Source organism: Simplicispira hankyongi (assembly GCF_003570885.1).
GTDB lineage: Bacteria > Pseudomonadota > Gammaproteobacteria > Burkholderiales > Burkholderiaceae_C > Simplicispira > Simplicispira hankyongi.
The window spans coordinates 175,048-194,006 of sequence record NZ_QXJC01000005.1 but is presented as its reverse complement, the minus strand read 5'-3'; the positions used below and the strand labels follow the sequence as shown (position 1 = coordinate 194,006).

Genomic DNA, 18,959 nt, shown 5'->3' with positions numbered 1-18,959 from the left:
TGAGCGGCAGGTGGAGGTTTCATAATGTGACGCTGCACCATGAACCTTGTCGCCCTCAACCCCGACTCGCTTGCACTCGGCCAACCCCTGCCCTTTGCGCTCAGGGGTGCCGACGGCACCCTGCTGGCCAATAAGGGCTATGTGCTGCGCAAACAGGACGAGGTGGACCTGCTGCTTGAGCGCGGCGTGCAGTTGTGCGTGGACATCGAGGAATCCGGCGAGAGCTACCGCGCCTACCTCGGCCAATTGCAGCAAATGCTGATATCGGACACGTCGCTGGGCGAAATCGCGGCGATGAAGATCGACGGCTCGGCCCATGCCAACACCGCCCGTGCGCGCCAGGGACCAGTGGATTGGCCCGAGCTGCAGTGGTCCACCACGCAACTGCTCGGCAGCCCCAATGCGGCGGATTTCAGCGCGCGCTTTCTGGCTTTGCAAGGCGAAGTCGCACGCGCCTGCCTGCAAGCGCCGGACGCCACCCTGCTGGCGCTGATCCAGCGCTCCAGCGATGAGACGCGCATCTACAGCGCCACGCATGTGCTGCTGGTGGCCAGCGTGTGCATGCTCGTCGCGCGCGACGGCCTGCGCTGGAGCAGCGAGCAGGTCGAACGTGCCGGTCGCGTGGCGCTCTCCATGAACATTTCGATGACCGAGCTGCAAGACCGGCTGGCCCAGCAAAACGGGCCCCTCTCCGCTGCCCAGATCGCCCAGATCCAGGACCATGCGGAGCGGTCGGCCACGCTGCTCGCGGCACTTGGCGTCTCGGACCCCCTATGGCTGGACGCCGTGCGCCAACACCACGACCGCGCGCCCGGGCCGCTCGCCGGGCGCAGCGAAGCTGGGCAAATCGCCCGCCTGGTGCAACGCAGCGATATTTTTGCTGCCCGGCTGGCACCGCGTGCCGGGCGTACGCCCATGACCGTCACCGCTGCCATCAAGGCTTGTTACTACGATGAAAATCGCCAGGTCGACGAGGCCGGCGCCGCCATGCTCAACACCCTGGGAATCTACCCACCCGGCGCATTGGTGAAGCTGGCGAGTCAGGAAATCGGCGTGGTGCTCAAACGCGGCGCCACGCCCACCACGCCGCGCGTGGCGGTGGTGCGCAGCCGCAGCGGCATGCCCACCGGCGAGCTGATTCGGCGCGATACGGCGCAGGAAAATTGGCGCATCACCGGCGTGGTCAGCCAGCAGGAACTGCGCATGCGGCTGCCCATCGACCGCCTCGCCGCCATGGTGTAACCGCGGGCCCCGTCACCGGGTGTTGGCGACCCGCCAGTCTGCCAGTGCCTGTGCAACTGCTTCCAGCTCGCGCACCAAGTCCACTCCGGCCGCCTCGTCGGGTATCACGCCTGCACCCTGCCCGCCCGCCCACAGCCGAGCCGGCATAGGCAACTGCGCGCGCAGCTCGCGCAAGCCTGTGCGTACCTGGGCGGGCGCCAGGACGCCACTGAAACTCAGCGCCACGATGTCCGCGCGAAACGCCTGTGCGGCGCGAACGATGTCCACATGCGGGGTCTGCGTTCCCAGCGACAGGCACAAGCAGCCCTGGAGCGCCAGCACCGCCTCAAGCATCAGCAGCCCCAGGCCATGCTGTTCCTGGGTGAAGGTTGTCAACAGCACCCTCGGCGTTCCTGCTGCTGCCGTCGCGGGAACGCTGGCAATGGCGCCGCGCAGGACACCCGTCACGCACTCGGTATAGAGGTGCTCCTCGAACACCTGAAAGCGCCCCTGCAGCCAGGCCAGGCCGACCTCGCGCGTCAAAGGGGCGACGAGCTGCAGTACGCAGCCCTGAAGCCCCAGTGTCAGCACGGCGCGCGTGAGCTGCTCACGCAGCGCCGCCACGTCGTGCGCAGCGATCAGATCCAGGCATTGCGCCACCAGCACACCCTGGGCCGCCACGGCGGGCAAAGCGCGCGCGCTGCGGCCGGTACGCGATGCCGGCGCGGGAGTCCGGACGGCGGCAGAGGCCAGCAGGACTGCCAGTTCGTCCGCCCCCAACGCCACCACCTTGCCCGGCCGGTGCCCGGCATGGATCAGACGCCGCAACTGCCGCAGGCGCTCGACCTGCGCCGCCGGGTAGAGGCGCTCACCCTGTGCATCGCGCAAGGGCGCCGGGAAACCGTAGCGCCGCTCCCACATGCGCAAGGTGTCTTTGGACAGGCCGCTCTCGCGCTCCACCGCTGCAATGGAATAGGCGGCGGGAATCTCTGGACAGGACAAGGGTGGAGGGTTCACGGGACAACAGGTTGGCGCGCAGACATCGGCGAATCCAGTGCTGCACCACCCGCGTATTGGACATGGCGGAGGGCCAGCAGAGTTGGACAAAATATGGTTAAATTCTACATATGTCTTAGACAAATAGATTAGACAAATGAAATTTTTTCCCTTTCCCCGAAGTGCTGCGGCTTTCGCCCTCGGCCTGCTTGCCGGCGTGTCCAGCCCTGCCGCGACGCCAGCGCCCAGCCAAGCGGTCGCGGCTACTGAGACACCGGCTTCCTGCCCGCCGCTGCTGCGGCACAGCTTCAACCGTTTGCAGGACGAAAAACCTCAAGCGCTTTGCCAGTACGCGGGCAAGGTGCTGCTGGTGGTGAACACGGCCAGTTACTGCGGCTTCACCGGGCAGTACGCCGGGCTGGAAGCGCTGTACGCGCGCTACCGGGACCGGGGCCTGGTGGTGCTGGGTTTTCCCTCCAACGACTTTGCCCAGGAGAGCGGCGACAACCGGCAGATCGCCGACTTCTGCGAAAACACCTACGGCGTGAAATTTCCCATGTTTGCCAAGAGCAGCGTGGCGGGTGCGCAGGCCTCGCCGTTCTACCGCGAATTGGCCGCGCAGAGCGGTCAGCCACCCCGCTGGAATTTCTACAAGTACCTGATCGGCCGGGACGGCCGCGTGGTGGACGCCTTTGCCAGCATGACGGGCCCGGACAATGCCCGCCTGGTGCGTTCGCTGGAGCGGCAGCTGGCCACCCCCATGCCCCGGAGTGCGCCATGACGGCAGGCACAATTTGTTGTCTTTGCCAGAAAAATTTGCGGAACTTCCCCGCAAGGCACACACTCCATGCAGAACGCTGGTGCATTGTGCGCAGTGTTTTCTTAGTGTTGCGAAGCCTTTCGGCTCCCCGTGGGTCGATTGAAATCCCGAGGCGCTTCTCCTCCCTCCCTCTCTTCTTCGCGTCGGGACGCTTCGCAACTTTTTTCTTCTTCATGGCTGGGTCTCCTGAGCGGAGGCCGGCATGAGAATCGCCATCGTTGGCGCCGGGATCGCCGGCCTCGCGGCCGCGCACCGCCTGGCGCCCCATGTCGCCACCACGCTGTTCGAAGCGGGCGATCATTTCGGGGGCCACGCGCACACCGCCAACGTCACGCTGCCAGGCGAAGGCGGCCTGGTGACGCATGGCGTGGACACCGGCTTTCTGGTGCTCAACGAGCGCACCTATCCCACCCTGCTGGCGCTGTTTGCCGAGCTGGGGGTGGTCACCGCGCCCTCCGACATGTCGTTCTCGGTCCAGGTGCCGCGCGTGCATGGCGCCAATCCCCTGGAATGGAGCGGCAGCAGCCTCGCCAGCGTCTTCGCCCAGCGCCGGAACCTGGCCAGCCCTCGCTTTCTCGGCATGCTGGCCGATCTGCTGCGCTTCAACCGGGTGTGCACCCGGCTCGCCGAGGCGAACCAGGAGCGTGCGCTGGCGCAGCCATTGGGCGAGTTTCTCGCCGAGAACCGCTTGGGCAAGGCGTTCCGGGACTGGTATCTGCTGCCCATGCTGGGCTGCATCTGGAGCTGCCCGACAGACCAGATGCTCAAGTTCCCCGTGGCGACCATGATCCGCTTCTGCCACAACCACGGCTTGTTGCAAATCACCGGCCGGCCGCAGTGGTTCACCGTAGCCGGGGGTTCCCGCAACTACGTGCAGAAGATCGTCCAGGGCCTGTCCGATGCGCGCTGTAACACCCCCGTGCGCCGCATCGAACGCGACGCTGCCGGCGTGCGCATCGCCACCGACCACGGCACGGAGCACTTTGACCGACTGGTGCTGGCGACGCACAGCGACCAGGCACTGGCGCTGCTCGCCCAACCCAGCGCGCAGGAGCGCGCCTTGCTCGGCGCCATTCGCTACCAGGCCAACCGCGCCGTGCTGCACACCGACACCCGCGTGCTGCCGCAGCGCCGCGCTGCCTGGGCAGCCTGGAACTACGAACGCGCGCCCCAGGTCCGGCTGGAATCGGCGCGCGTCTGCCTGCACTACCTGATCAACCGCCTGCAGCCCCTGCCGTTCGCCCAGCAGGTGGTCGTCTCGCTCAACCCGGTCGGCACCATCGCGCCCGAGCAGGTGCTGGGCGAATACGCGTACGACCACCCGGTGTTCGACGCGGCAGCGATCCGCGCACAGCGCCAGTTGGACAACCTGCAAGGCCGGCAGCACACCTGGTTTGCCGGCGCCTGGGCAGGCTATGGTTTCCATGAGGACGGACTGAAATCCGGCCTGGCGGCGGCAGAGGGCGTGCGCGCCAGTCTGCCCGGCACACTGGCGGAGGCCGCATGACCACCCCCAGCGCGGCGGCACCGCGGGAGTTTTCCAGCCCCGGCGCGGCCTGCGCCCCGGCACGGCCGCTCATCGGCTTTGGCCAGGTGCGCCACACGCGCCTGCGGCCCAGGCAGAACCGCTTCCGTTACGCGACATTTTTTCTGCTGCTGCCAATGCGCGCGCTGGCCCGGGGCGCCGATGCGGGAGCACTGGCGGTGAACCGGCGCGGCGCGATCAGCTTTCACGATGTGGACCACGGCGATGGCCGCCCCGCCGCGTCGGGCGGCGCGCTCGCCTGGCTGGACGCGTTGCTGCACGCGGAGGGAATCGACGACGCCAGCGGCGAAGTCTGGCTGCACTGCTACCCCCGCGTGCTGGGCTACACCTTCAAGCCGGTGAGTTTCTGGTACTGCGAGCGCGCCGACGGCAGCCTGCGGGCCATCGTCGTCGAGGTGAACAACACCTTCGGCGAGCGCCACTGCTATTTGCTCGACGAACCCGCCTGGGGCAAGGAGCTGCGGGCGGAAAAGGTGTTCCACGTCTCGCCGTTTTGCGACGTCTCCGGCCGCTACCGCTTCCGCTTTCTGTTCAGCCAAAACGACGGCGTGCTGCGTACCGTGGCGCGCATTGACCACGACGACACGGCCGGCGCTCTCATCGAGACCAGCGTCAGCGGGGCGCTCGAACCGGCCACCCGCGCGGCGCTGCGCCGTGCGCTCTGGCGCTACCCGGTGATGACGCTCGCCGTCATCGCCCGCATCCACTGGCAGGCGCTGCGCCTGTGGACCCTGCGCGTGGGCTTTCGCAGCAAACCAGCGCCGCCGCCGACGCCCATCAGCCACCAGCAATACCCCCAGCACCGGGAAGCGAGGAGACAGCCATGAACACCACCACCGCCAACCCCCTCGCCCTGCCGCCCGGCATTCCCGCCGCAGCGCGCACCGTGCTGCGCCTGCTGGCACGCCTGCAGCACGGCAGCCTGACGCTGCAACTGCCGGACGGCGCCCTGCGCCATTTCGGCCCCGGCGGTGCGCCGCATGGCGCCATCGTGCTCCACAACTGGAAGGTCTGCGGCGCGGCACTGCGCTCGGGCGACATTGGCTTTGCCGAGAGCTACATCGCAGGCGACTGGAGCACGCCGCATCTGACCGACCTGCTCAAGCTCCTGATCGCCAACCGGCATGCCGTGGAAAGCGTGGTCTACGGCAACTGGGCCGGGCGCTTGGTCTCGCGCCTGCGCCATTTGCTGCACCGCAACACGCGCGCCGGCAGCAAGAAGAACATCCACGCCCACTACGACCTGGGCAACGCCTTCTACCAGCTCTGGCTCGACGAGACGATGAATTACTCGTCGGCGCTGTTCTCCGGCCCCGAGGCTACGCAGGATTTGCACGCCGCTCAGCAGGCCAAGGTACGCCGCGCCCTGCTTGAAACGCGCGTGCAGCCGGGCGAGCGGGTGCTGGAGATTGGCTGCGGCTGGGGGGCTCTCGCCGAAATGGCGGCGACCGAGTTTGGCGCCAGCATTACCGGCGTCACGCTCTCGACCGAGCAGCTGGCCTTTGCCAATGCGCGGCTCGAGCGGCTCGGCGTGCCCGCTGCGCAGCGCGATTTGCGCCTGCAGGACTACCGCGACATAGCCGATGCACCGTTCGACGCCATCTGCTCCATCGAGATGGTGGAAGCCGTAGGGCGCGAGTACTGGCCCACCTACTTCCAGGCCGTCGCGCGCCTGCTCAAACCCGGCGGGCGCGCCTGCATCCAGAGCATCGTCATCGACGACCGCTTGTTCGAGCGCTACATCGGCTCGACCGATTTCATCCAGCAGTACATCTTCCCCGGCGGCTGCCTGCCCTGTCCGCGCGAGTTCCGCCGCGAAGCCGAGGCGGCCGGTCTCACCGTGACCGAGGAACTGGCCTTTGGCTTTGATTACGCCGAGACGCTCAAGCGCTGGCGCGAGCGCTTCATTGCCGAGCGCGCGCAGATCCTGCGCCAGGGCTTTGACCAGCGCTTCCTGCACATCTGGGAGTTCTACCTGGCCTACTGCGAAGCCGCGTTTGCCATGGGCGACATCGACGTGGTGCAGTACACCCTGCACAAGAGAAAACTATGAAAACCATAGCTGCTAGCGCTTACCAAATAAGCGCCAGAGGCCTTTTTCTCTTATTTTTTCAGGCGACAGCACTCGCCAGCGGCACCCCGCACACGCCCCTGGCGGGGGCGCACCTTGCAGGCAGCGGCACGCTGCGCTTCCTTGGCATGGAGGTGTACCAGGCGAAGTTGTGGGTGCAGCCCGGCTTCACCCCGCGCACCTGGACCCACCAGAGCCTGGCGCTGGAACTGCGCTACGCCCGTGGATTCTCGGCCCGTGCGATCGCCGGGCGCTCCCTCGAAGAAATGCAGCGCCAGCAAGCGCTGACCGAAGCACAAACCGGGCACTGGCAGGCACAGCTCGCGGCGCTGCTGCCCGACGTGGCGGCGGGCGACCGCCTGGTCGGCTTGTACCAACCAGGCCAGGGCGTGCGCTTTCTCTTTAACGGCCAGCCCCGCGGACAGATCGACGACCCGCTGTTTGCCCGCCTCTTCTTTGGCATCTGGCTGTCGCCCCAAACTTCGGAACCCACGCTACGCGCGGCGCTGCTGGCGACGCCTTGACCATGTCCCACTCCGCCGAGTTCAGCCGCCGCCAGCTGGCCAGCTACAGCCTGCTGGCCCTGCCGCTGGCGTTCGCCGCGCTGCCGCTCTACGTGCTGCTGCCCAATCTGTACGCGCGCGAATTTGGCATGCCGCTGGCGACGCTGGGCGCGGTGCTGCTCGCGGCGCGGGCTTTCGATGCGTTGACCGACCCGCTGCTGGGACGCCTGGCCGACCGGCTTGGGAGTGGCCCGGCGCGCTGGAGCCTGGCGGCAGGCGCGCTTTCGGCCCTGTTGCTCGCGCTGGGCATGGCAGCGCTGTGGTTCCCGCTGCCGCGCACGCCGCTCGCGCTGGCCGCCTGGGCCTTCGCCGGACTGGTGCTCACCAGCGCCGCCTGGAGCCAGCTCGGCATCAGCCACCAGGCCTGGGGGGCGCGTCTCGGAAAAAGCGACTTGCAGCGCGGACGCATCATGGCCTGGCGCGAATCGGCGGGGCTGGCGGGCGTGGTGCTGGCATCGCTTCTGCCATTGCTGGCTGGCTTGTGCGCGGCGCTGGTGGTGTTCTGCACGCTGCTCCTGCTGGGCTGGCTGGCCTGGACGCGCGCGCCCCAGCCCACTGCGGCCGTCCCCATGGGTCCTGAACCGCGGGCCGCGCTGTGGCAGCCCTGGCGCGTGCGCGCCTTCCGGCGCCTGCTGCTGGTGTTTGTGGTGAGCGGCATCGCCAGCGCCATTCCGGCCACGCTGGTGCTGTTCTTCGTGCAGGATGTTCTGCAAGTCCCTGGGATGCAGGAGCCCTGGTTCCTCGCCACCTACTTTCTCTGCGCGGCCCTCTCCATGCCGCTGTGGCTGCGGGCGGTGGCGCGCTTTGGCCTGGCGCCCAGTTGGCTGGCCGGCATGCTGCTGGCCGTGGCGGCGTTTGCCTGGACGGCGCTGCTGGGCACGGGCGACGCTACTGCCTTTCTGGTGGTCTGCGCGCTCTCGGGCGCAGCCTTGGGCGCTGACCTGGCATTGCCCAGTGCGCTGCTGGCCGGCGTGGCAGCCGCGCAAAGCGAAGGCAGTCAGCACGAAGGCGCCTACTTTGGCTGGTGGAACCTGGCGGCCAAACTCAACCTGGCGCTGGCCGCTGGCCTGGCTTTGCCGCTGCTCTCCGCCCTGGGCTACGCGCCGGGCGCACGCGACGCCGCCGCATTGCATACCCTCAGCTTCGCCTACGCCCTGCTGCCCTGCGCCCTCAAACTGGCCGCTGCGGCGGCCCTCTACGCCCTGGTGCTGCGCGCAGGCAACACCGCGTCCATGCCCGTTCAAAGGAAATTCACATGATGCAAAGACGCCACTGGCTAGGCGCCGCCCTCGCCGCCCCGCTGTTGCTGCAGGGCTGCGGCACGCAGAAACTGGCCGACTACTCGGCGGAAAAGCCGGGGCTCGACCTGGCGCAGTATTTCAACGGCACGCTCGACGCCTGGGGCATTTTCCAGGACCGCAGCGGCCAGGTGGTGCGGCGCTTTACGGTGGTGATGGTGTGCAGCTGGCAAGGTGAAGAAGGCACGCTGGACGAGCGCTTTACCTACTCGGACGGCAAAACAGAGCAACGCATCTGGCACCTGCACCGCCACGCGAATGGCCAGTACACCGGAACGGCCGCTGATGTGGCGGGCGATGCCAATGGGCAAACGCAGGGCAACGCTTTTCACTGGAATTACACGCTCAATCTGCCGGTGGACGGGCGCACCTACGAGGTGCAGCTCGACGACTGGATGTACCTGATGGACGACCGCGTCATGCTCAACCGCGCCCGCATGAGCAAATTCGGCGTGCACCTGGGCGACCTGACACTCTCGTTTACCAAGCGCGCGCCATGAGCCTGAACCCCCGCATTGCCGACTGGACCGGGCGCCGCGTCTGGATCATCGGCGCGTCCAGCGGCATCGGCCGCGCCACCGCCGCCCTGCTCCACGCGCGCGGCGCGCAGGTGGTGGTGTCGGCCCGGGGCGAATCGGCGCTGAACCAGTTCACGCAAGCGCACCCCGGCAGTGTGGCGGTGGCGCTCGACAGCACCGATGCGAAAGCCGTGCAGGCCGCAGCGGATGGGCTGCGGGCGCAAGGGCCGTTGCACCTCGTCTGCTATTGCGCCGGGATCTACGAGAGCCAGAGTGCTGCCGACTTCGATCTCGCGGCCATGCTGCGCCACGACGATGTCAACTACCGCGGCGCCCTCAATGTGCTCGCGGCGGTATTGCCCGCCCTGCTGGTCGCCGCCCTATCGGGCTCCGCCGCGCATATCTGCCTGGTCAGCAGCGTCGCTGGTTTTTGCGGCCTGCCGCGCAGCCTGGCCTACGGGCCGACCAAAGCGGCACTGACCCACTTGGCGCAAGGGCTGTACCTGGATCTGCACGCCAGAGGCGTCGGGGTGAGCGTGGTGCACCCAGGTTTTGTGGCCACGCCGCTCACCGCGAGCAACCCCTTTCCCATGCCGGCGCTGACCACGCCGGAAGCGGCAGCGCAGGCCATCGTCCGCGGCTGGGAGCGCGGGCAGTTCGAGATGGACTTCCCGCGACGCTTCACGCTGGCGATGAAGTTGCTGCGCTTAATGCCCTATGGGCTGTTCTTTCCGGCCGTGCGCCGGCTGACGGGGCAGCCATGAAGCCAAGCGTGTTGAGCCCGCCTGACGCCATGGCCCGCGCGGTGGCCTTTTTCGAGCACCTGGAACCCGCGCACCTGGCCGCGCTGGACCTGATCTACGCGCCGAACGCAACATTCAAAGACCCGTTCAACGAGGTGCAGGGGCTGCGTGCCATTGGCGGCGTCTTCGAGCACATGTTTGCCACGCTGGACGCGCCGCACTTTGTCGTGACCGGCCGCGTGCTGCAAGGCAGGGCCTGCTTTCTAACTTGGGATTTCTGCTTTCGGATGCGCCGTTTCAGGCGCGGACAGGATCAGGTGATTCGCGGTGCCTCGCAGCTGGTGTTCGACGAACAGGGCCGCATCACGCTACACCGCGACTACTGGGACGCGGCGGAGGAGCTGTATGAAAAGCTGCCGCTGCTGAGGCCGCTGATGCGCTGGCTCAAGCGCCAGGCGCGCAGCTGATTCCAGCGCAGCTCAGGCAGGCGCTGTCTCGATAAAGCTGGCGCGCGCAGCGAGCTTGTCCTGCAGGCGCGCGAGGTTGGCGTGTTCGGTGCGCCAGGCAATTTCTGGAAAGCGAAACTCGAGCCAGCCCAGCGCGCAGCCCACGGCGACATCCGAGAGCGACAAGTGGATGCCGCTGCAGAAGGCCTTGTCGCCCAGGCCCTTGCTCATGGCGTGCAGCGCGGCCTGCACCTTGCCGAGTTGCCGATCCATCCAGGCCTGGCTGCGCTGGGCCTCCGTGCGACCGGCAAACGTGCGCTCCAGCCGCACCAGGATGGCCGCGTCGAGCAGGCCGTCGGCCAGCGCTTCCCAGGTTTTGACTTCGGCGCGCTCGCGGCCCGAGGCAGGAATGAGCTTGCCAACGGGCGAGAGGGTGTCGAGGTATTCGACGATGACGCGCGAATCGAACATGGCGTCCCCCCCGTCCAGCACCAGGCAGGGCACCTTGCCCAGCGGGTTGGCAGTCGCAATGGTGCTGTCGTCCGCCCAGACGCTGTCCTCCACGAAGCGGTAGTCGAGCTTCTTCTCGGCCATCACTACGCGCACCTTGCGCACGTAGGGGCTGGTGGTCGATCCGATGAGTTTCATGGTGGGTTCCGTGGTGCGGGGCGGGCACCGGTGTAAGCCAAACTGGCAAGCAGATTCCATTCTATCGAGCGCTCCTGACTGCGGCCGTAAGGTGTTGGCTGCCGCCTACAATCGGCCGCCATGAACGCCTCGACCACGAACTTCTCGCCCATTACCGCCCTCTCGCCGCTGGACGGCCGCTACGCCGCCAAATTGGCACTGCTGCGCCCCATCATGAGCGAGCACGGCTACATGCAGCGGCGTGTGCAGGTGGAGGTAAGCTGGTTCATTGCCCTCTCGGACGCCGGTTTTGCCGAGTTCAAGCCGCTGACCACCGGCGCACGCGCCTACCTGCTGGGGCTGGTGAAGAACTTCTCCGAAGCCGATTCGACGGCCATCAAGGAGATCGAGAAAACCACCAACCACGACGTGAAAGCGGTGGAATACTGGATCAAAAGCAAATTCGAAGCCCGGCCCGAGCTGGAAAAAGCCGCCGAATTCGTGCACTTCGCCTGCACCAGCGAAGACATCAACAACACCAGCCACGCCCTGCAGTTGCGCTCGGGCCGCGACCAGGTCCTGCTGCCGGGGCTGGACCGCATCGTCCTCAAGCTGCGCGAGATGGCGCACCTGTACGCTGCCGTGCCCATGCTCAGCCGCACCCACGGCCAGACCGCCAGCCCCACCACCGTGGGCAAGGAGCTGGCCAACGTGCTGGTGCGCCTGCAGACGGCAGCCGAGCGCATCGCCAGTGTGAAGATTCTGGCCAAGATGAACGGCGCGGTCGGCAACTACAACGCGCACCTTGCTGCCTGGCCCGGCTTTGACTGGGAGGCGTTCAGCAAGAGCGTGGTGGAAACGCCGGAACCGGTGGGCCTGGGCCTCACGTTCCAGCCGTATTCCATTCAGATCGAGCCGCACGATTACATGGCCGAGCTGTTCGACGCCGTGGCGCGCGCCAACACCATCCTGATCGACCTCTCGCGCGACATCTGGGGCTATGTGTCACTGGGTTACTTCAAGCAGCGCCTCAAAGCCGGTGAGATTGGCTCGTCCACCATGCCGCACAAGGTCAACCCAATCGACTTCGAAAATGCCGAAGGCAACCTGGGCCTGGCCAACGCGCTGCTGCGCCACCTGTCGGAAAAGCTCCCCATCAGCCGCTGGCAGCGCGACCTGACCGACAGCACGGTGCTGCGCAACATCGGCGTGGCCATGGGCTATGCCACGCTGGCCTACGTGTCGCTGCTCACCGGCCTGAACAAGCTCGAACTCAACGAAGCCGCCCTGGCCGAAGACCTGGACGGCGCCTGGGAAGTGCTGGCCGAACCCATCCAGACCGTCATGCGCCGCTACGGCGTGCCCGGCGCCTACGAGAAGCTCAAAGAGGTCACCCGCGGCCAGAGCGTGACACGCGAGGCCCTGCACGGCCTGATTGCGTCGCTGGAAATCCCGCAGGCCGAAAAGGACCGGCTGCTGGCCATGACGCCCGGCAGCTACACGGGCATGGCGGTGGCGCTGGCGCGGCGGGTGTAGACCCGTGTCCGCAGCGCCGCACGCTCTGCATGCGCCGCGGCTGAACAATTTCGACGCGGTGCGCCTGATGGCGGCGCTGCTGGTGATCTGGGGACACCAGTTTGCGCTGATGGGCATGCCCGTTCCCCTGATTCTGGGCAATGAACCAGGTGCTCTGGGCGTCATCATTTTTTTTGCGCTCAGCGGCTACTTGGTCAGTATTTCATGGGAAGCCGACGCGCATGCGGGCCGTTTTGCCCTGCGCCGCGTGCTGCGCATCTGGCCCGGTCTGCTGGCAGTCGTCCTGCTCAGTGTTTTGGTGCTTGGGCCGTTGTTCACCACACTGCCTTTGCGCGACTATCTGCGCACTGGAGGCACCTGGGATTACCTCTCAAACCTCTGGCTGGACACGCGCTACCCGCTTCCAGGCGTGTTTGAACACAATCCGCTACCGGCGAGTGTCAACGGCCCGTTGTGGACGATTCAGCTGGAAGTTGGCTGTTACATCGCGCTGGCCCTGGCGGGAAGCCTGGGTCTGCTGCGCTGGCGCTTCAGTGCACCGCTCGCATTGCTGGCGCTGGCAGCAGCGCTGCAATGGCGGTATGGATCGGGCCGGCCGGTGTCCACGTGGTCCTTCGGGCTGCAATACGGGATGATGTTTGCGGTCGGTGCGAGCTTGGCGAGTTTTCGCAGCGCCATGCTGCGCTGGCATGGGCGCAGCATGGCGCTGGTGCTGCTGGCTGCCCTGGCGCTGCATGCGTGGGGGCCGCAACCCGTGGCCGGCCAGGCTCCGCTGCTGGCCCTGGCCGCCGGCGCCGTCATTCTGGGCAGCGCAGCCACCCCCGGCCTTACCGGGGCCGCGCGCCATGGCGATTTTTCCTATGGCCTGTACATCTACGGATTTCCAATGCAGCAGACCGTTATCGCGCTCGGCGGCGGCGCGTTGGGCTTTCCGGTTGCGCTTGCGCTGAGCCTAATGCTGGCGTTTGCATGGGCAGTATTTTCCTGGCGGCTAGTCGAGCGTCCAGCCTTGTCGTTCAAGCCACGCAAAGCCCGACCTGCCGCCGAGGCGGTTCTCCCTTTTTGAATGATTGCTCCTCCATGGCCACCAAATCCACCATCTTCAAGGCTCATCTTTCGATCGCCGACATCGACCACGGCTACTACGCCGACCACGCACTCACCCTGGCCCGCCACCCGAGCGAGACCGACGAACGGATGATGGTGCGCCTCGCCGCCCTGGCGCTCAACGCGCACCTGCTGCAGGACCTGTGCCATGGAGACGCCGCCCTGGCCTTTGGCGCGGGCCTTTCGGATCCGGACGACCCGGACGCCTCGCTGACCGATTTCACCGGCAGGAAGCGCGTCTGGATCGAAGTCGGCCAGCCCGAGGACAAACCCCTCACCCGCGCCTGCAGCAAGGCCGATGTGGTCAAGGTGTATGCCTTTGGCCACGCCGCCGACATCTGGTGGCGCGGCATCGAAACCAAGCTCACGCGCCTGGCCAAGCTGGAGGTCTGGCGCCTGCCGGCCGAGCAGGCGCAGGAACTGGCCACCCTGGCCGAGCGCAGCATGCAGCTGCAAGCGACGGTGCAGGAAGGCGCCATCACGCTCAGCAGCCAGCGCGCCAGCGTGCACATCGAGCCGCTGCGCTGGAAGTAGGCGGTTCCTACAGCGGTGGCATGAGGGCGCCGCAATTCCAGCACTGCTCGAAGCCGCCCTCCACCAGTTCGCCGCAGGCCGGGCAGTGCCAACGGCGCTGCGGCAGATTGCGCAGTGCTTCGAGCAGCGCCAGCGCACGCTCCTTGTGCTCAACGTGGTCGAGCCAGATCTCGGGCAGACATTCGTGCGGCGGCAATTCCCCGGCCACCGCACTGAGGTACAGGCGCTGGACGGTCGCCGGCATGCCACCTTCGCACAGCAGGTCAGCCCACAGGGTCGCCAGGGCGGCATTGGGAGCGCGGGTGAGGCGGTGCATGTGAAGATTCTGGGTGGGTGGCGGTGTTGCGCTGGGGCACCACACGATAGCAGTGCCTTCGATGATGCGCCGGCGATACGGCAAAGGCACTGGCACCGCGAAAAGCCTGCATTCCTACACCACGCCCCCGGCGAGCGGTGCTACAAAGACGGATGCCCAATGACCGCCGCCTCAAAATTGGTTTGTCCGCCTGCTTTCAGTACGCGGACCCCACACGCCCCATGTTCACCGGCAAAACCCTGCAGTATGTAGAGCAGTCGATTGCGCACTGGATCATGTCGGCTGGGGCCATGGTGGTGATGGTGCCCTGCCCCGTTGGCGAGACCGCGCGGGGAGACGCGACGCTGGACCATTACGCACAATGGCTGGACGGCGTCGTCATGCACGGCGGGGCGGATGTCTGGCCCGGCAACTACGGCGAGGAGCCCCTGCGCGAAGAGTGGGTGGGCGACCGGCTGCGCGATTTGTACGATTTGGCCGTGGTCAAGGCGTTCGCTCAAGCCGGCAAGCCCATTTTTGGCGTCTGCCGTGGCCTGCAACTGATCAACGTGGCCTTCGGCGGTGCGCTGTACCAGGACCTGCAGGTCCAGCACCCCGGCGCCCAGCAGCACCGCAACGCCACCGCCTACGACCAGCATTTTCACGAAATCAACATCGTGCCCGGGACGCACCTGGCAGAGCTGTACCCCGGCAAGCTGCATGCAAAAGTCAACAGCATTCACCACCAGGGGATCAAGCGTGTGGCGCCCGACTTTGTCGTCGAAGCACTGAGCGAACCCGATGGCGTGCCCGAGGCGATACGGCTAAAACCTGCGCGCGGGCGCGGCTACATTGCAGCGACCCAGTGGCATCCAGAGTTCCACAAAGCCGGGGCGCATACCCTGGATGACAGGGCCATCCTGAACGATTTTCTGGCCGCGTGTACCACTGTGCGGAAGCAGGCTTCGCCCACCCACGGCCCGCTGGCGCTGCGCGCGCGCGCCGGGGAACTGGTGCGCCGGGCGTTCAAACGCCAGAGCTGAAAACCCAAGGGTTTTCTGGCTCTGGCGCTTATCTGGTATGCGTATCAAGCTATTCAAATGATAGTAATTTTGATCGCCATCTTCTGACGCCTCACATCATTCCTCGGCCGCGCGAATGGTGTCGCGCCCATTCTTGTCTTTCAGGCGCCCCATGTCGGTGTCCAGCGCGCGCACCAGTTTGTCGATGGCGCCCGTGAAGGCAGCGGCCACTTTGTCGCCGTCTGCCGTAACGGTCAGCGGTTGGCGCCCGGCGGGGCGCGCTTCCACGCGGCAGCGCTTGTCCTGCGCGCCCGACTTGCCCGCATCGATATCGGTGAGAAACACTTCCACACGGGTCACATGGTCACGAAAGCGCGAGAGCTTGGCGGTCGTTTCGTCGCTGATCCAGCGGGCCAGCGAGTCACCGCCCTGAATGTTGTCGTCGGTATGAACTTGTATTTGCATGCGTGCACTCCTTCAGGTCAAGGCCGGCCGGCGGCCGGCGGTCAGTCTCAGCCTCCATCATGCCTGCATTGGCACCGCCTGCACCCGCGCGCAGGCAATGCGCGGCCTTGCCCTACAGCAGACACCCATCAGGGGCGGTTGCACAGCCGCCCCTCCAGGCCATGAGGCCCCGTGACGGACCGTGTCGCACCGTAGTGCGCAGATTTCAGGTTTAATCAGGGTTCATCTGAAGGGGAGTAGCTCCCGCCCGCAAACGCTCTGGCAACAGGCGCTGCGGACATCGACAAGTCGTCAACACGGCGCGCAAGCGCCCGGCCTGTCGGGCCCGGTACTGCCGGGTCGAGCAAGACCTTCGGTTCGAGAACCTGTTGGGACTCGGGTCGAAGGCATGCTGTGCACTCCTTGCGCATTGCCGGTCCCGCCCCAGTCCCGACAGGCCTGCACTTCACTGGAAAACTCCATGGAACAGTTCCTGACCCCCGAATTCTGGGTTGCCGTTGGCCAGATCGTGATGATCGATATCCTGCTGGGCGGTGACAACGCTGTCGTCATCGCATTGGCCTGCCGCAAGCTCCCACCCGAGCAGCGCACCCGCGGCATCCTGTGGGGCACGGCGGGCGCCATCGTGCTGCGCGTGGTGCTGATCTTCTTTGCCCTCACCCTGCTGGCGATTCCCTTTCTCAAGATCGCCGGCGCACTGCTGCTGGTCTGGATCGGCGTCAAGCTCCTGGCGCCCGACCCGGACGACGGCCACAGCAACATCGCCGCCAGCGACAAGCTGCTCGCCGCCATCAAGACCATCATCGTGGCCGACCTGGTGATGAGCATCGACAACGTGATTGCCATTGCTGGCGCCGCCCAGGGCGCGGCCAGCCACCATGAAATGCCGCTGGTGATTTTTGGCCTGGTGATCAGCATTCCCATCATCGTCTGGGGCAGCCAGCTCGTGATCAAGCTGATGGACCGCTTTCCCACCATCATCACCTTTGGAGGCATGCTGCTCGGCTGGATCGCCGGGACCATGCTGGTCTCCGACCCGGCGCTGGCAAGCCCGGACACCCTGGCATCGCTGCCCAAGCTCGACCAGAGCAGCGGCGCCATCAAGTACGGGGCCGGCGCCGCAGGGGCCCTGCTGGTGCTGGCGATTGGCAAGTGGGCTGCTGGCCGGCGCGGCACTGCCGCGGCGTGAAAGCGCTATGCTGAGCGCATGTTGAAAATCCTCGCCAAATGGCTGCTCAGCGCCTGCGCGCTGCTGGCGGTCGCCTACCTCTACAGCGGCGTACAGGTGCAAAGCTTCAGTTCTGCCCTGATTGCTGCTTTCGTCATTGGCCTGTTCAACGCCGTGCTGCGCCCGGTGCTGGTGCTGTTGACGCTGCCGGTCACCATCGTCACCGTGGGCCTGTTTCTGTTCGTCATCAACGCGCTGATGTTCTGGGCTGCGGCCGGCGTGCTGGACGGTTTTCACGTCAGCGGCTTTGGCGCGGCGCTGCTGGGCTCGCTCTTGTATTCGCTGCTCGGCCTGGTGATCGAATCAGCGCTCGGCGGCCTGTTCGCGAAGAAGTAACTGCATGGCACGCAGCCGGGTGTCGATGATGGACACCTCGACGTAGTCCGCCGGCGTGCTGCTCTTGGCGGCCAATGCCTGGCCCGCCTTGAAGCGGTCCACCGCCCCCGCGTAGTCGTACTGCGCGGCGCGCGCCTCGCCCTCGGCGCGCACCGCGCGCAGCACCTGGCCTTGTGCATGCAAGTTCGATGCAAGCGCTTGCCACACCCCCGCATCGTGCGGATGCAGCGCCACCCAGCTTTGCAAGTCGCCCGAGATTTCGCTGGCCCTGCCAAGCGCCAGCAAGGCCTGCGCGCGCAGCAGCAACTCGGGCCGCTGCTGGCTTGCACCCGTGGCCAGCAGCTCAGGCAGCGCCGCCTCCGGCTGGCCCGCGCGCAACGCGACATCGGCGGCCAGCAGCCGCACCTGGCGGCTGGCCGCCGCATCCTGCGCGACCAGGGGCCGCAGGCGCGCCAGCAGGCTGCGCGCAGTGGCTGGCTGGTTGAGCTGACTGGCCGCGAGCACCCCGGCATACAAGGTCGCCGCGCGCTCGGCGGGCGCCAACGTGGCAAAACTCCGGTCGGCGGGCGCGTCTTCCCATTGGCGCAGCGCGTCCACCCCTGGCCCGGCAAGCACGCGCGCACGCGCCGCCAGCAATCCGTGGGCCTCCAGCGAGAACGCCCCCGGCGCGTGCGGCGGCACGGCGTCGCGCGGCTGGCGCGCCTGCATGTCGGCAATGCGCTGCGTGGTCAGCGGGTGGTTGCGCAAATAGGGCCATGAGCCGTTGTCGTTGATCCGGTTGGCCTGCTGCAGCTTGTCGAACATGTCGACAAAGCCACGCGGAGAAAACCCGGCCGGCACCATCAGGCCCATGCCGACGCGATCGGCCTCGCGCTCCATGTCGCGCGAGAAATTGAGCTGGTTCTGCACCACCAGCGCCTGGCCCCCGACCGCCAGCGCCTGGGCCGCCTGCGGGTTCTTGCTGGCCGCCAGAATGCCCAGCACCATGGCGCCGAGCATCAGCGGCATGGTCTTCGCCTGCCGGCCGATCAGGCGCGCAATATGGCGCTGGGTGATGTGGCTGAGCTCGTGTGCCAGCACCGAGGCGAGCTCGTCGGGCGTGGCCACCACGCCGATCAAGCCCAGGTTCACGCCCATGAAGCCACCCGGCAGGGCAAAGGCGTTGACCGTGCGGTCATGCTCAAGAAAGAGCTCAAAGGAAAAGTGCTCGTCCAGCTCCGGCGAAATCTCGCCCAGCGAGCGCGCCGCCCCCAATAGCGCCTGCCAGATGGTGCCGACGTATTCAAGCAATTGCGGGTCGTCGATGTAGTCCGGATCGCGGTAGAGCTCGCGGGCAATGTCGTCGCCCAGGCGCCGCTCGGCGCTGGCGCTCATCTCGCCATCGTCGCCCAAGGTGGGCAGGCGGGCTGTGCCGAGCGGTTGTGCCGCCGCCAAGCTGCTATTTGCTATAAAACAAATAGCTATAAACATCCGAAAAATATGCGATAGAGGCCAAATCCGCATCAAAAACCTTTGGAATGTGGTGGCGATCTTAGAACCTGGGCGGCACACGGCGCCTCGCGACCTGCGCCGCCATCGTGGCGGGCA

Annotated in this window: 21 protein-coding genes; 16 read left to right on the top strand and 5 right to left on the bottom strand. The window is 66.6% G+C overall.

What is annotated here, in order from left to right:
* The first annotated feature begins 39 nt into the window (after positions 1–39).
* Positions 40–1,242 carry an HD-GYP domain-containing protein gene (locus D3F03_RS12950; protein WP_119109826.1) on the top strand — a complete coding sequence of 401 codons (1,203 nt, stop codon included), beginning with the start codon at positions 40–42 and terminating at the stop codon, positions 1,240–1,242.
* A 12-nt stretch (positions 1,243–1,254) separates the two neighbouring features.
* On the opposite strand, the gene D3F03_RS12945 is transcribed toward D3F03_RS12950, so the two are convergent.
* The gene (locus D3F03_RS12945; RefSeq protein WP_245960613.1) at positions 1,255–2,238 is read right to left on the bottom strand and encodes a MerR family transcriptional regulator; all 984 of its coding nucleotides are present in this window, start codon (positions 2,236–2,238) and stop codon (positions 1,255–1,257) included.
* 136 nt (positions 2,239–2,374) lie between these two features.
* Between D3F03_RS12945 and D3F03_RS12940 the strand changes: the two genes are divergently transcribed.
* The 9 genes from D3F03_RS12940 (at position 2,375) to D3F03_RS12900 (ending at position 10,243) form a co-directional block, all read left to right on the top strand.
* Positions 2,375–2,998, top strand: a complete 624-nt coding sequence (locus D3F03_RS12940) for a glutathione peroxidase (protein ID WP_119109825.1) — start codon at positions 2,375–2,377, stop codon at positions 2,996–2,998.
* A gap of 241 nt (positions 2,999–3,239) precedes the next feature.
* The gene (locus D3F03_RS12935) at positions 3,240–4,544 is read left to right on the top strand and encodes an NAD(P)/FAD-dependent oxidoreductase (protein ID WP_119109824.1); all 1,305 of its coding nucleotides are present in this window, start codon (positions 3,240–3,242) and stop codon (positions 4,542–4,544) included.
* Positions 4,541–5,410 (top strand): DUF1365 domain-containing protein, encoded by an 870-nt coding sequence (locus D3F03_RS12930; protein WP_119109823.1) that lies wholly within the window; start codon positions 4,541–4,543, stop codon positions 5,408–5,410. The genes D3F03_RS12935 and D3F03_RS12930 overlap by 4 nt, the downstream gene beginning before the upstream one ends.
* Positions 5,407–6,636, top strand: a complete 1,230-nt coding sequence (locus D3F03_RS12925; RefSeq protein ID WP_119109822.1) for an SAM-dependent methyltransferase — start codon at positions 5,407–5,409, stop codon at positions 6,634–6,636. The genes D3F03_RS12930 and D3F03_RS12925 overlap by 4 nt, the downstream gene beginning before the upstream one ends.
* Positions 6,633–7,178 (top strand): chalcone isomerase family protein, encoded by a 546-nt coding sequence (locus D3F03_RS12920; protein ID WP_119109821.1) that lies wholly within the window; start codon positions 6,633–6,635, stop codon positions 7,176–7,178. The genes D3F03_RS12925 and D3F03_RS12920 overlap by 4 nt, the downstream gene beginning before the upstream one ends.
* Positions 7,179–7,180: 2 nt before the next feature.
* Positions 7,181–8,476, top strand: coding sequence for an MFS transporter (locus D3F03_RS12915; RefSeq protein WP_119109820.1), 1,296 nt, complete (start codon positions 7,181–7,183; stop codon positions 8,474–8,476).
* On the top strand, positions 8,473–9,015 hold the full coding sequence (locus D3F03_RS12910) for a DUF3833 domain-containing protein (protein ID WP_119109819.1): 543 nt from the start codon (positions 8,473–8,475) through the stop codon (positions 9,013–9,015). Before D3F03_RS12915 ends, D3F03_RS12910 begins: the two co-directional genes overlap by 4 nt.
* Positions 9,012–9,797 (top strand): SDR family NAD(P)-dependent oxidoreductase, encoded by a 786-nt coding sequence (locus D3F03_RS12905; RefSeq protein ID WP_119109818.1) that lies wholly within the window; start codon positions 9,012–9,014, stop codon positions 9,795–9,797. Before D3F03_RS12910 ends, D3F03_RS12905 begins: the two co-directional genes overlap by 4 nt.
* A complete protein-coding gene (locus D3F03_RS12900; protein ID WP_119109817.1) occupies positions 9,794–10,243 on the top strand; it encodes a nuclear transport factor 2 family protein in 450 nt (149 codons plus the stop codon). The genes D3F03_RS12905 and D3F03_RS12900 overlap by 4 nt, the downstream gene beginning before the upstream one ends.
* Positions 10,244–10,255: 12 nt before the next feature.
* Here the strand turns inward: D3F03_RS12900 and D3F03_RS12895 are convergent, their stop codons facing one another.
* Positions 10,256–10,870, bottom strand: a complete 615-nt coding sequence (locus tag D3F03_RS12895; RefSeq protein ID WP_119109816.1) for a glutathione S-transferase N-terminal domain-containing protein — start codon at positions 10,868–10,870, stop codon at positions 10,256–10,258.
* A gap of 120 nt (positions 10,871–10,990) precedes the next feature.
* Between D3F03_RS12895 and purB the strand changes: the two genes are divergently transcribed.
* From purB to D3F03_RS12880, 3 genes are read left to right on the top strand one after another with little or no spacing between them, the layout of a single operon-like run.
* Positions 10,991–12,385 carry an adenylosuccinate lyase gene (gene purB, locus D3F03_RS12890; RefSeq protein WP_119109815.1) on the top strand — a complete coding sequence of 465 codons (1,395 nt, stop codon included), beginning with the start codon at positions 10,991–10,993 and terminating at the stop codon, positions 12,383–12,385.
* Between the two features lie 4 nt (positions 12,386–12,389).
* The gene (locus D3F03_RS12885) at positions 12,390–13,451 is read left to right on the top strand and encodes an acyltransferase family protein (RefSeq protein WP_245960612.1); all 1,062 of its coding nucleotides are present in this window, start codon (positions 12,390–12,392) and stop codon (positions 13,449–13,451) included.
* A 14-nt stretch (positions 13,452–13,465) separates the two neighbouring features.
* Positions 13,466–14,026, top strand: a complete 561-nt coding sequence (locus D3F03_RS12880; protein WP_119109814.1) for a YaeQ family protein — start codon at positions 13,466–13,468, stop codon at positions 14,024–14,026.
* Between the two features lie 7 nt (positions 14,027–14,033).
* On the opposite strand, the gene D3F03_RS12875 is transcribed toward D3F03_RS12880, so the two are convergent.
* Complete coding sequence (locus D3F03_RS12875; protein ID WP_119109813.1) at positions 14,034–14,342, bottom strand: DUF2007 domain-containing protein; 309 nt, start codon at positions 14,340–14,342, stop codon at positions 14,034–14,036.
* A gap of 152 nt (positions 14,343–14,494) precedes the next feature.
* On the opposite strand from D3F03_RS12875, the gene D3F03_RS12870 reads away from it, so the two are divergent.
* The gene (locus D3F03_RS12870) at positions 14,495–15,364 is read left to right on the top strand and encodes a gamma-glutamyl-gamma-aminobutyrate hydrolase family protein (RefSeq protein ID WP_119109812.1); all 870 of its coding nucleotides are present in this window, start codon (positions 14,495–14,497) and stop codon (positions 15,362–15,364) included.
* A gap of 96 nt (positions 15,365–15,460) precedes the next feature.
* Here D3F03_RS12870 and D3F03_RS12865 read toward each other — a convergent pair whose 3' ends face one another.
* A complete protein-coding gene (locus tag D3F03_RS12865; RefSeq protein ID WP_119109811.1) occupies positions 15,461–15,808 on the bottom strand; it encodes an HPF/RaiA family ribosome-associated protein in 348 nt (115 codons plus the stop codon).
* Between the two features lie 460 nt (positions 15,809–16,268).
* On the opposite strand from D3F03_RS12865, the gene D3F03_RS12860 reads away from it, so the two are divergent.
* Together D3F03_RS12860 and D3F03_RS12855 are read left to right on the top strand one after the other, a co-directional pair.
* Positions 16,269–16,997, top strand: a complete 729-nt coding sequence (locus D3F03_RS12860) for a TerC family protein (protein WP_119109810.1) — start codon at positions 16,269–16,271, stop codon at positions 16,995–16,997.
* A 21-nt stretch (positions 16,998–17,018) separates the two neighbouring features.
* A complete protein-coding gene (locus tag D3F03_RS12855; RefSeq protein ID WP_119109909.1) occupies positions 17,019–17,372 on the top strand; it encodes a phage holin family protein in 354 nt (117 codons plus the stop codon).
* Here D3F03_RS12855 and D3F03_RS12850 read toward each other — a convergent pair.
* A complete protein-coding gene (locus D3F03_RS12850) occupies positions 17,340–18,875 on the bottom strand; it encodes a M48 family metalloprotease (protein ID WP_199665464.1) in 1,536 nt (511 codons plus the stop codon). The two genes, D3F03_RS12855 and D3F03_RS12850, sit on opposite strands and share 33 nt — an antisense overlap.
* Positions 18,876–18,959 lie beyond the last annotated feature (84 nt).

What these genes read in the sequence shown, in the direction of transcription:
- D3F03_RS12935 (WP_119109824.1), top strand. Translation starts at nt 3,240, where the DNA reads ATGAGAATCGCCATCGTTGGCGCCGGGATCGCCGGCCTCGCGGCCGCG.
- D3F03_RS12905 (WP_119109818.1), top strand. Translation starts at nt 9,012, where the DNA reads ATGAGCCTGAACCCCCGCATTGCCGACTGGACCGGGCGCCGCGTCTGG.
- D3F03_RS12860 (WP_119109810.1), top strand. Translation starts at nt 16,269, where the DNA reads ATGGAACAGTTCCTGACCCCCGAATTCTGGGTTGCCGTTGGCCAGATC.
- D3F03_RS12940 (WP_119109825.1), top strand. Translation starts at nt 2,375, where the DNA reads ATGAAATTTTTTCCCTTTCCCCGAAGTGCTGCGGCTTTCGCCCTCGGC.
- D3F03_RS12950 (WP_119109826.1), top strand. Translation starts at nt 40, where the DNA reads ATGAACCTTGTCGCCCTCAACCCCGACTCGCTTGCACTCGGCCAACCC.
- D3F03_RS12910 (WP_119109819.1), top strand. Translation starts at nt 8,473, where the DNA reads ATGATGCAAAGACGCCACTGGCTAGGCGCCGCCCTCGCCGCCCCGCTG.
- purB (WP_119109815.1), top strand. Translation starts at nt 10,991, where the DNA reads ATGAACGCCTCGACCACGAACTTCTCGCCCATTACCGCCCTCTCGCCG.
- D3F03_RS12870 (WP_119109812.1), top strand. Translation starts at nt 14,495, where the DNA reads ATGCCCAATGACCGCCGCCTCAAAATTGGTTTGTCCGCCTGCTTTCAG.
- D3F03_RS12930 (WP_119109823.1), top strand. Translation starts at nt 4,541, where the DNA reads ATGACCACCCCCAGCGCGGCGGCACCGCGGGAGTTTTCCAGCCCCGGC.
- D3F03_RS12925 (WP_119109822.1), top strand. Translation starts at nt 5,407, where the DNA reads ATGAACACCACCACCGCCAACCCCCTCGCCCTGCCGCCCGGCATTCCC.
- D3F03_RS12900 (WP_119109817.1), top strand. Translation starts at nt 9,794, where the DNA reads ATGAAGCCAAGCGTGTTGAGCCCGCCTGACGCCATGGCCCGCGCGGTG.
- D3F03_RS12865 (WP_119109811.1), bottom strand. Translation starts at nt 15,808, where the DNA reads ATGCAAATACAAGTTCATACCGACGACAACATTCAGGGCGGTGACTCG.
- D3F03_RS12920 (WP_119109821.1), top strand. Translation starts at nt 6,633, where the DNA reads ATGAAAACCATAGCTGCTAGCGCTTACCAAATAAGCGCCAGAGGCCTT.
- D3F03_RS12895 (WP_119109816.1), bottom strand. Translation starts at nt 10,870, where the DNA reads ATGAAACTCATCGGATCGACCACCAGCCCCTACGTGCGCAAGGTGCGC.
- D3F03_RS12850 (WP_199665464.1), bottom strand. Translation starts at nt 18,875, where the DNA reads ATGCGGATTTGGCCTCTATCGCATATTTTTCGGATGTTTATAGCTATT.
- D3F03_RS12915 (WP_119109820.1), top strand. Translation starts at nt 7,181, where the DNA reads ATGTCCCACTCCGCCGAGTTCAGCCGCCGCCAGCTGGCCAGCTACAGC.
- D3F03_RS12875 (WP_119109813.1), bottom strand. Translation starts at nt 14,342, where the DNA reads ATGCACCGCCTCACCCGCGCTCCCAATGCCGCCCTGGCGACCCTGTGG.
- D3F03_RS12880 (WP_119109814.1), top strand. Translation starts at nt 13,466, where the DNA reads ATGGCCACCAAATCCACCATCTTCAAGGCTCATCTTTCGATCGCCGAC.